The organism is Pseudothermotoga sp., assembly GCF_031962025.1.
In the GTDB taxonomy this organism is placed as follows: domain Bacteria; phylum Thermotogota; class Thermotogae; order Thermotogales; family DSM-5069; genus Pseudothermotoga_B.
In genome coordinates this window covers 10,452-21,143 of the sequence record NZ_JAVRKW010000017.1, presented here as the reverse complement: position 1 = coordinate 21,143, position 10,692 = coordinate 10,452, and the positions used below count along the sequence as shown (strand labels likewise).

10 protein-coding genes are annotated in these 10,692 nt (G+C 41.1%); 1 reads left to right on the top strand and 9 read right to left on the bottom strand.

The features are described from left to right. A partial coding sequence (locus AC4E92_RS09330) for a hypothetical protein (protein WP_490240323.1) occupies nt 1-595 on the bottom strand: 595 nt, incomplete at its 3' end. Between the two features lie 174 nt (nt 596-769). On the opposite strand from AC4E92_RS09330, the gene AC4E92_RS09325 reads away from it, so the two are divergent. Continuing rightward, complete coding sequence (locus AC4E92_RS09325) at nt 770-1,927, top strand: amidohydrolase (RefSeq protein WP_490240322.1); 1,158 nt, start codon at nt 770-772, stop codon at nt 1,925-1,927. 67 nt (nt 1,928-1,994) lie between these two features. Here AC4E92_RS09325 and AC4E92_RS09320 read toward each other — a convergent pair whose 3' ends face one another. The 8 genes from AC4E92_RS09320 to AC4E92_RS09285 all read right to left on the bottom strand — a co-directional run bounded on the left by AC4E92_RS09320 (nt 1,995) and on the right by AC4E92_RS09285 (nt 10,616). Beyond that, nucleotides 1,995-2,429, bottom strand: coding sequence for a molybdopterin-binding domain-containing protein (locus AC4E92_RS09320; RefSeq protein ID WP_490240321.1), 435 nt, complete (start codon nt 2,427-2,429; stop codon nt 1,995-1,997). Continuing rightward, nucleotides 2,420-3,802 carry an NADPH-dependent glutamate synthase gene (gene gltA / locus AC4E92_RS09315; protein ID WP_490240324.1) on the bottom strand — a complete coding sequence of 461 codons (1,383 nt, stop codon included), beginning with the start codon at nt 3,800-3,802 and terminating at the stop codon, nt 2,420-2,422. Before gltA ends, AC4E92_RS09320 begins: the two co-directional genes overlap by 10 nt. Before the next feature lie 23 nt (nt 3,803-3,825). After that, the gene (locus tag AC4E92_RS09310; RefSeq protein WP_490240320.1) at nt 3,826-4,665 is read right to left on the bottom strand and encodes a sulfide/dihydroorotate dehydrogenase-like FAD/NAD-binding protein; all 840 of its coding nucleotides are present in this window, start codon (nt 4,663-4,665) and stop codon (nt 3,826-3,828) included. Nucleotides 4,666-4,919: 254 nt separating this feature from the next. Further along, nucleotides 4,920-5,732 (bottom strand): cytochrome b5 domain-containing protein, encoded by an 813-nt coding sequence (locus AC4E92_RS09305; RefSeq protein ID WP_490240319.1) that lies wholly within the window; start codon nt 5,730-5,732, stop codon nt 4,920-4,922. A 173-nt stretch (nt 5,733-5,905) separates the two neighbouring features. Beyond that, on the bottom strand, nt 5,906-7,120 hold the full coding sequence (locus AC4E92_RS09300; RefSeq protein ID WP_490240318.1) for a carbohydrate ABC transporter permease: 1,215 nt from the start codon (nt 7,118-7,120) through the stop codon (nt 5,906-5,908). After that, a complete protein-coding gene (locus tag AC4E92_RS09295; protein WP_490240317.1) occupies nt 7,117-7,986 on the bottom strand; it encodes a carbohydrate ABC transporter permease in 870 nt (289 codons plus the stop codon). Before AC4E92_RS09295 ends, AC4E92_RS09300 begins: the two co-directional genes overlap by 4 nt. 45 nt (nt 7,987-8,031) lie before the next feature. After that, entirely contained in the window at nt 8,032-9,243 is a 1,212-nt protein-coding gene (locus AC4E92_RS09290; RefSeq protein WP_490240316.1) for a sugar ABC transporter substrate-binding protein, read from the bottom strand. Then, nucleotides 9,237-10,616, bottom strand: coding sequence for a glycoside hydrolase family 3 N-terminal domain-containing protein (locus tag AC4E92_RS09285; protein ID WP_490240315.1), 1,380 nt, complete (start codon nt 10,614-10,616; stop codon nt 9,237-9,239). The genes AC4E92_RS09290 and AC4E92_RS09285 overlap by 7 nt, the downstream gene beginning before the upstream one ends. Nucleotides 10,617-10,692: the final 76 nt, after the last annotated feature.

Below are 10,692 nucleotides of genomic sequence, written 5' to 3'. Positions count from 1 at the left end.
TGCTCAGGATTTTTTCAGATTTTGTCTTTCTAATTGAATTAGTTAATGTATGTAGAACACCGCCAAGAACTGAAAAAACCGCTGATATACTGAGTTCAACCGGTGAGAGTAAGCCATCTTTGGGATCACATTTGATACCATCCATGAGTACGAATTTACCGTCTTTATGAACAACTACATCGTTTATACCAAGCGATTCGAGTAATTGTTTTAAATCTATCAACACAGTTATGGCTTTGTCTGAAAGATAATCAGGGGATTTTGCATCGCTTATTTTGAACAAAAGCTTGATATCGTCCTGGAAAATGGTCGTATATTTTTGTGTCGCTGGCAATTTTTCAATATCCAGATCCTCAATAAAAATCTGTTTGATGGCTGGATAGTTTGTCTTGATTTCATTCAGTTTGTTGTTGATATAGATCTGATCATCGTTTAAAACAGCTTCGTAGATTGAACTATTTTTAAGATCGTTATTGATAAAACGTCCTATATAATCAACTGCACAATAAACTGCTCTGTAGACAACTTCAACTCTTTTTTTGAAACGCTCTTTGTTCCACAGATATAAAATGCCTGCAAGGATACAAAAAATCATCGCTGAAAAAATAATTGTCCCTAAAACCCTTTTCAGCGCGTAACACCCCTTTGAAACTACATAACAATGATAACATATTTTTGGAAAAAAAGAGTTTATTTCATGTGTGATGAATATTTGCATGGCTGTGTGGTACACTAAAAGTACGTATTACTAACATATGGAGGTGGTCTTGTGAAGATCCTTTTTAAGAATGCCACAGTTTTTCCAGTTACAGCAAAACCATTTAAGGGAGATGTTCTGGTCGAAGATGGGAAGATCAAACGGATGGGTGAACAGATCAAGCCAGCCAGAGGTACTGAGGTTTTCGATTTGACCGGCAGGTATCTTTTTCCGGGTTTCATCGATGCTCACTCTCACATCGGGCTTTATCCTGAGGGGCTTGGATCGACAGAAAGTGAAGGGAATGAAATGACAGATCCAGTTACAGCACATTTGTTTGCGATTGATGCCTTTTATCCACAGGACAGTGCTATAAATAGGGCACTTTCAGGTGGTGTCACAACTGCTTTCGTGGTCATGGGCAGTGCGAACCCGGTTGGCGGTCAGGGATTTGTCGCAAAATTCAATGGAAAAACAGCCGCTCAGATGTGTGTTGTAAATCCTGCCGGTGTGAAAATGGCTCTTGGTGAAAATCCAAAACGCGTTTATTCTGAAAAGAAAATCCTTCCCAGTACAAGGATGGGCACAGCGGCAGTCATAAGAACTTTTCTGATTAAATCGCGCGACTACATGAAAAAGAAAGAACTTGCTGTGAAAGAGAACAAACCGTTCGTTGATACAGATCCAAAATACGAAGTCGGAGAAAAATTGTTGAAAGGTGAACTTACTGCCAGAATACATGCACACAGGGCAGATGATATTTTAACGGCTATAAGAATAGCAGAAGAGTTTTCCATCAAGTTTGTCATAGAACACTGCACAGAAGGTTACAAGATTGCGGATATCCTTGCGCAAAAGAAGATACCCGTTGTGGCTGGTCCGCTTTTGACCTTTGCCACAAAACTGGAATTGAGAGATATGACAATGGAAAGTTTAAAGATTCTAACCGAAAAAGGTGTTTTGACAGCTCTGATGTGCGATCATCCGGTTATACCACTTGAATATGCAACCGTTCAGGCAGCCGCAGCTATGAGATATGGCATGAAGGAAGAAGAACTTTTAAAGATGCTCACGATAAATCCAGCGAAAATTCTTGGTCTGTCCGATAGAATCGGTTCAATTGAACCGGGAAAAGATGCAGATCTTGTCGTATGGACCGGACACCCATTTGACATGAAAGCCGTTGTTGAAAAAGTCTTCATCAACGGTGAACTGGTGTATTCTAAATAAAACTTCAAAGGCGGTGCTGACCGCCTTTGAGTATTTCTCTCATAGATTAATCAGAAAGTTTCCTGCTTCAGCTATGGTTTTGTTCGATAAAAGGTAGTATTTCAAGCAAAAAGGGTATTATCTTCAAAACAATCTCATGCTGGGGTAAGGATACGATCAGTGTCTTTTTTCTCACACCAACTGTTGCAGAAGTCAAAATGCATTCTCTGTGCTGTGCAAGCAGTTCACACAGGTGAGTTTCAAGTGTGTAAACCCTTTCATCGCAGATTCTTTTCACCGCTGTGCTCGAGACCGCTTTGCTTTTCACATCGACACCGCCTAAGATGAGTAAAAGATCAACGGATTTTTCGGATTGCTCAAATATCACTTCTGCTATTTGATCAACATCATGCTGCACTTTAAGAAAACTCACCTGTGCTGAGAAAGAATTCATAAGTGTTTTCAATTTTTCAAGCAAAGAATCGTTCTCATCAACGAATAAACATGAGATATTCATATCCATGGATTGTATTCACCCGAAAGAAATTTATCTATCCAATAAGCCGCTCTTTTACCTGCACCCATTGCCTCTATGACAGTTGCGGCTCCGGTTACTATATCTCCACCGGCAAAAACTTTTTTCAAACTCGTCGCACCAGTTTCACTGTCAGCCACGATATATCCATATTTATTGAGTGCTAAACCTTTGAACTGACCCAGCAAAAATCTGTTTGCATCTGTACCTATTGCTTCCACAACCATATCTGTTTCTATTATGAATCTGCTGTCTTCAATTGGAATTGGTCTTCTTCTTCCAGATTCATCTGGCTCTCCGAGTTCCATACTTATGCACTCTACTCCGATTATTCTGCCTTTTTCATCGCCTATGTACCTGAGAGGTTGTGTGAGCCACTTGAATTTTATTCCCTCTTCGACTGCATGAAGGTATTCTTCCCGTCTGGCAGGCATTTCCTGTTCGGTTCTTCTGTACACAACAACCACATTTTTGGCACCTAATCTCAAAGCGCTCCTTGCGGCATCCATTGCGACATTTCCTCCACCTACCACTACAACATTGGCTCCCTTTTTCACAGGTGTGTCGTACTCCGGGAACAGATATGCCTTCATGAGATTAACCCTGGTTAGAAATTCATTGGCAGAATAAACTCCGTTGAGATTTGTTCCCGGTATTTTCATGAACTTCGGAGTGCCGGCACCAACTCCTATGAAGATTGCATCGTAGCTGTCCATGAGTTCCTCAACTGATATGGATTTACCGACTGGTGTGTTCAAATGGATCTTTACCGAAAGCGATTCGATATACTTGACCTCTCTCTCAACTATCGATTTTGGTAATCTGAACTCCGGTATGCCATAAACGAGCACTCCACCGGGTTTGTGCAGAGTCTCGAAGACATCGACCGAGTATCCCATCTTTGCAAGATCTGCAGCGGCAGTGAGTCCTGCTGGTCCAGAACCAACCACCGCGATCTTTTTTCCCTTGGCGGGTGGAAGGTTTATTTGCACCTGTTTAATGTTGGTTGCTTCCCAGTCTGCAACGAATCTCTCAAGTCTGCCTATAGCCACCGGTTCTGAGCCTGGTATTTTACCAACAACACATCTTTCTTCACACTGCACTTCCTGCGGACAGACTCTACCGCATATAGCCGGCAGGTTGTTGTATCTTTTAAGAATTTTTGCCGATTCTTCGAAATTTCCTTCCTTGATCTTTTTGATGAAACCTGGTATGTCTATGCCCACAGGACAGCCGCTCACACATGGATGTGCCGGACACTGCAGGCACCTATTTGCTTCGGCAATTGCCTGTTCTTGTGAATATCCAAGTGCAACTTCAAAAAAATTTTTAATCCTTTCGTTAGGTTCCTGCTCAGGCATCGGCGTTTTTTTCACTGGTGGTTTTATAGCCACGAAAGATCACCCACACTTTCTTTGAATTTCTTCAAACTCAGTTCTTCTTCCTCACGGTATTGAGCCAACCTTATAAGCAGTTCATCCCAATCAACCTTTGTGCCGTCGAACTCTGGACCATCCACACACGCAAACTTCATTTGACCATCCACTGTAACCCTGCACGCACCACACATACCGGTTCCATCCACCATGATCGGGTTCAAAGACACCCATATCTTCAATCCCATTTCTTTTGCTTTGAGACTGCAGAATTTCATCATCACAGTTGGTCCAACAGCCCAGGCGACATCTATCTTTGTTCTGTTCAAAACCAGATTCATGCCGTCTGTGACGACACCTTTTATGCCGTATGAACCATCATCTGTTGTCACGATCAACTCATCGGCGATTTTTTCAAATTCATCGAGCATTATCACGTATTCTTTACTGCGTCCACCCAGAACAACAAACAACCTGTTGTCATGTCTTTTTAATTCTTTTGCGATAGGCAGAAGTGTCGCTATTCCGACTCCACCACCGATCAGCATGACATTACCAAAATATTCTATCTCACTTGGATTACCCAAAGGTCCTGTGACATCTGCCAGATAATCATTCTCGTTCATCATACACAGTTCATAGGTTGTTTTCCCAACAGCCCTTACAACCATGCGAAAACTGTCTTGATAGATATCTGCTATTGTCAGTGGTATTCGCTCACCTTTTTCGGTAGTTCTCACTACGATAAATTGTCCTGCTTTTGCCCTGGCAGCTATCTGTTTGTTTTCCACAACAAAATCGTATACCTGTGGTGCCAGTTTAGATTTTTTTATGATCCTGTTTTTCAAACCGTTTCGCCTCCTTTAAACTTCAATATCCATGTGTATTTAATCTACAGACATTGACATGTAACAACTTTAGAGTTAATATTTCTATTGGACAGCGACCCCCCTATCCCCCCTTGGATGGAACCAAGCTGCCTGAGGAGCCTGTGCAAACAGGCTCCTCTTTTATTTTCAATCACGGATATTTTTGTCAAAGACTGATACTATTTTAACTGATTTTCAACGCAGGTATTTGAAAGGGACAAAAGAGGCATCAGTCAAATAATTCCAAAGCCAACCTTGGTGAACTGTTTGAGAGCATCTATATCGCCATGATCAGAGGTGTAGTCTTTTCCAGCCGCTGCGCTTGGATCGAGTTTCAATTTCTCTTGCCAATCAGTACTTGTGACATCGTAGATGATGTTTTCAACTTTGATGAAAGCCTTATATATCTTAGTTTTACCGAATGTTAGAACAGATTTCCCATCGAATCTGGCAAGATTTTTTTCATCAAACACCAGAAGACCTATTGGATAGATCCTCGATAGCATATTTTCATGACCTGGTTGCTGTTTTATCTCAAAGGTGAGTTCATTACCGGCTGGATATCCATAATGTGAACCATCTTTCAAAGTTTTGGATTTGCTCATATCATACACAACACCAAAGGCAGAAACATAGGCTTTGTTCTTGGCTTTACCATCGAATTTTGCCAGTTGATCAGGAGTGAATACAAGAAGTGCAAAAGGTACGACTCGTTCGAGCAATTTCACACCATGAGGAGATAGTTTCAGGATCTCATAAGTGAGCTCTTCACCTGCTTTGTGTTTGTTCTGATGAATCCCTTTTTTCCAGTATGAAGAACTGGAAACATCGTAAATGATTCCATTAACCGCTACAAGAGCCTTGCCATTATAAGATGAAAATTCATCGACGTTCAAAGCCAAAAGGCCGACAAATCTATCATTCGTCAAAAGTTCTGGACTGATTTCAGAACTTGTCAGGAATTTCTTGTTTGCATTGATTTTGTAAACATTGCCTTCGACTGAAACGTATTCGTCCGTCTGGAGAAATCTTTGAAAGCTTACCAACGTGATGTCACCTGTGAATTTGGTTATATCAAAACTGCGAAGATTTATCTGAGCAACTGCCAGTAATGCAGGCAGAATAACAGCAACGAGTAGGATTTTTTTTTCATAAGAGCACCTCCTTTGTTTTTATTGTAGCATAAATTGTGAAAAATTGGAATTATTTCAACGATCGGTCAGCTTTTTATGGCTCCTTCGATGATGCCCGAAATGATCTTTTTTTCGAAGATCAGAAAAGCGATGATTATGGGTATACCGGCAATTGTTGAGGCAGCCATCAGGGTGGGCCAGGTGAAGACATTCAATTTCTGATAGAGTGCTAAACCTATCTGTACAGTTCTCATTTCTCGAGATGTTGTGAGTATCAGTGGATAAAACACGTCGTTCCAGGTTAACACAAATGTGTTGATACCAAGCACTGCAAGAGCTGGTTTACTGAGTGGTAGCAGAATGTGCCAGAAAATCTGAAAATCATTTGCACCGTCCACCAATGCGGCTTTGTCCAATTCAGAAGGAATTTGTTCAATGTACTGTCTCATCAAAAAAATACCAAAGGGCGTTACCAGATTTGGTAGTATTAAAGCCCAGTAGGTATCTATCAGCCCGAATTTTTTCATCAATATGAATGTGGGAATGATCGTAACCTGTGGCGGAATCATCATCGTACCGAGTATGAATGAAAAAAGTAGTTCTTTTAACCTGAAGTCTTTTCTTGCAAAGACATAAGCCACCAGCGAGCAGAAAAAAATATTTCCAAGTACTGAACTGATGGAAATTATGGCACTGTTGAGCAGATACCGTGCAAAATAATCTTCTCTGAGAACTTTGGCAAAGTTGTAAAAGGTCGGATATTTGTTGATGAAAACCACATTATCTATATCAACATAACCTTCACCTGCAATTTCAATTCTCAATTGTGAGATGTGCAGGGTGTCTATTGCGAGCTTTCTTGCATCCAGTTGAAACTTCACCGTCTGCCAGCTTGAGTTGGGATAAAGCTCTTTTTGTGCGAAGTACTCTATTTTGTCTTTTATATCTTTGAAACCAACTTTCATCAGAACTGGTTTGTCGTTTCTGATACAAAATTGAACGTATTTTATCCTATTTATATCTGAAGAGCCCAGAGACGGTGCTATACCTGAAAAATCGCCTTTAGCCTCTATTCTTAAAAAAGTGTTCGTCTGTTCTTTTACAAGTTCAAGTGTCGTGTTCAAAGGTCTGACTCTGTTGAGCAGCACAGACTTTGGTACTTCAAAATCTGCCACGGTTTTGAAGACAGTCCTGTTGAAAAGATCTCCTTCTGGAACAAAAGATGTGACAAGCATCATGAAAGTCGGTAAAAGTGAAAGAATCAGAAAAAGAATTAAAATCGAATATATAAGAGCCTTCACATCTGCTCACCCTTTAACAGTTTTCTTTGAACAAAAGTGACGGTCATGACAATTAAAAACAATATATAGGCAATCGCTGAACCATAACCCATTTCGAATTTTCTGAAGGAAACATCGTACAGATAATGAACTATGGTCTGTGTTGAATTTGCTGGACCACCGCCTGTGAGTGTGAAAATTTCTGTGAAGATTTGGAAGGATCTTATCGAATTTATGGATATGACAAACAGCACGGTTGGTTTCAAAAGGGGCAGTGTGATCTTTTTTATCATCTGCCATTTTGTGGCTCCGTCTATCCTGGCTGCTTCATAAAGCTGTACTGGAATGCTCTGAAGTCCTGCCACAAACAGGACTGTATAATAGCCCAGTGCAGACCATATATCCATAACCATGATCGAGCCAAGAGCAGTTTTTGAAGATGCAAGCCAGCTTCTTGTGGGTACATCAAATCCCAGTTTATTCAAAAACAGATTCAGTGGACCTGTGGCACTGTAAATATAAAGCCACACCATTGAAATCACAACCATTGAGATCACTGAAGGTAGAAAATATCCAGCCTGAAAAATCCTTTTGAATTTTATGCCGCTGGTTAAAAGTATACCCAGAAACAGAGAGATCAAAGTCGTGATCGGAACTGTTATTAAAACAAAAACAAAAGTATTTCCAAGGGCTGTGAGAAATACTCTGTCCTGGAAAGCTCTTGTATAATTATTTGAACCGACGAACTCCATCGATGGTTTCAATCCAGTGTAATTTGTAAAGCTCACAAATATAGAGAAAAAAAGTGGATAAACTGTGAAAATACTGAAACTGACAATCCATGGTAGCAAAAAGAGCAAGACCGTCACTTTCTGTCTTTTTCTCATTTTTTTCACTCCAGCAAAGCGGGGATAGAAATCCCCGCCTTTTTGCTATTTGACCTGATCAAGTACATTTTGAATTTCTTTGTTGTAGTATTCAAGAACTTCATCAACATTCTTGTACTGTACAATCAGATCATCGACCAGATTTGTCAGTATGTCCTCTATCTTTGGCCAGGCTGGTGTTGGAGGTACCGGGAAAGCCGTCTTGAGCTGTTCAAAGAAAACCGAATGCAGTGGATTGTCTTTGAACCATGGATCTGAACCAGCTCTTGGGTCTGCCGGGTAGACTCCTGGATAATGCTTTGTGATTATCATAGCAACTTCTGGTCTCATGAGATAATTTATCAATTTTGTTGCGGCATCCAGATTTTTTGTCTGTTTCGGGATAGCTAATATTTCACCACCGAGGAAAGATGCATGAATACCATCTGGGCTATCAGGTTTTGGTATCAGGCAGACGCCGTAATTCAGATTTGGGTAAGATTGTGCAAGCGTTCCTATTGACCAGGCACCACTCACAAGAAAACCGACCCTACCTTCTCCGAATGCTTCCCCGAGATCTTTTTGCTTACTTTTGAGCGCATACCTTGAGAGTTCCTGATAGAACTGTGCCGTCTGTTTATTCTGTTTTGAGTTGAGCACAGCGGTTTTCAGATCTTTTGACAGAACATCTCCGCCATTACCCCAGATGGCAAGCAGGAACCATTCCTGCCACGGGCTGTAGACTTCTCCCGCCGGCAGTCCTATTCCATAGACACCTGTTAAAGTCGATATTTTCTTGACAGCGTTGAGCAGTTCAGACCATGTTTGTGGAGGATTGTCCGGATCAAGACCAGCTTTAATCATCAGATCAACGTTGTAAAACATCGCTCGAGTGCCAAGCAGCCATGGATATCCATAGTATTTGCCTTTGTATTCAGCGCTGTTCATACCGGGGAAATTTCTGTACTTTTCGAGATCTTCTTTACCAACCTCCAGAAGAACACCCTGCGAAGCGAAGCTCGCCACCCAAGTATTCCCAAGCTCGACCACATCCGGTGCCGCACCGGCTGCTATGGCAGTGACTATCTTGTCAAAACCATTGGACCAAGAAAGCTGGACAACCTCAACTTCAATATCAGGAAATTCCTTTGAAAAACCACTGAGGACTTCTTTTGCCAGGGCATCATCCATCATGAACTGCCAGAAAACAATTTTGGTTTTTGCAAAACTCAGGATCACAGCAACTGACAGGACTGCGAGAAAGATTTTCCTCAACATGCAAACTCACCCCCTTTTAAGATTTGTGACAATCTTCTGAAAACCCATCCCATTACCAGCGGTGTGAGAGAATAAGTGACAACGTGATTTTTGTCTCTAAGGTAGTTTGCCAGATACGGATTTCGAGTTATCACATAGATCACATTGAACCTTTCTGAAAGCTTTCTGTGCAAAGAGATTTCTTCTTCGGTTGCGTCTATTATCAGGTCTATAATTGTCTCAGATTCTGGTAGAGAATGAGCCTGGCTGAAATGAACTGTTTTTGCATTCAAAGTCTTTCTTGCCTGTTTTTCAATAACTGAAATGTACGAAGAAGATACATCTGCTTTTGTGTACAGCGCAGAATCAGGCAATACAAGAGTGATGGATTGAGTTTTTGACTTTTCCACATAAAAATCCACGGCTTTTTCAATGGCTTCAAAGACCTGGCAAATATCGCTTTGTACTTCCTTACTCATGAAGTTGATTTTTTCAATACTCTGATCGACAGACGATTTATCCAGTTTTCCACGATCCAGAGCATCCTTGAGAGTTTCAAGGTATGTTTTCAGATTTCTTGGATCTGAAAGAATCAACATATCACCAGAAGCATTAAAAAAATCAACGACAATCTGTAAAGGTTTGTATCTGCCTGACAGGGCGTTCATTTCAACTGCATCGCTGAGTACCAGACCATCATACTTCAACTGTTCTCTGAGAAGCTGTTTTATTATCTTTTTAGAGATGGAAGCGGGTTTATCGTCCAGCGCTTTATAAACAACGTGGGAAAGCATGATAGAATCTACACCGTTTTGAATTGCAACTTCAAAGGGATAAATTTCTTTTTCAAGTTCGTTCAAAGGATCGTTCACTATGCTCAGATCCTCATGGGTGTCCTGATGACTTCTGCCATGACCCGGAAAGTGTTTGGCACAGCAGTATATACCCGCTGATTTGTATCCTTTAATCGCTGCACTTCCCATCTGGGCAACTGTTTTATGATTTTCTCCGTAGCTTCTGTACCCTATCACCGGGCTGGTTTTAGAAAAGAGCAGATCCAGAACAGGTGCAAATACCATGTTCATGCCCAGGCTTTTCATGATTTTACCTGCCATGTGACAGTAACTTTCAACGTAAGATGGCTGGGTCCTGCCAAAAAGAAGATTACCAGGGGAAGGTGGGACAAATGGAATTATCTCAAGCTGTCCCCCTTCATGGTCCGTTGACAGAAGAATCTGCTTTTTTTGAAGGCGGTAAATTACTTCCATGAATTGAGATGGGTCTTCAAACACCTTTGGATATAAAAGAACACCACCTACGTTTTTGTCAGATAAAAACTCAAACTCTTTGAGAGTCGATACACCACAGAAAAAGAGCTTTTCAAGTTCTCTCATAATCCACACACCCTCTGTTCTGTATAACGAGATTGGCAAAATCCAGATCGTTGAAGAATTTCTTCAAAAAAGCCAC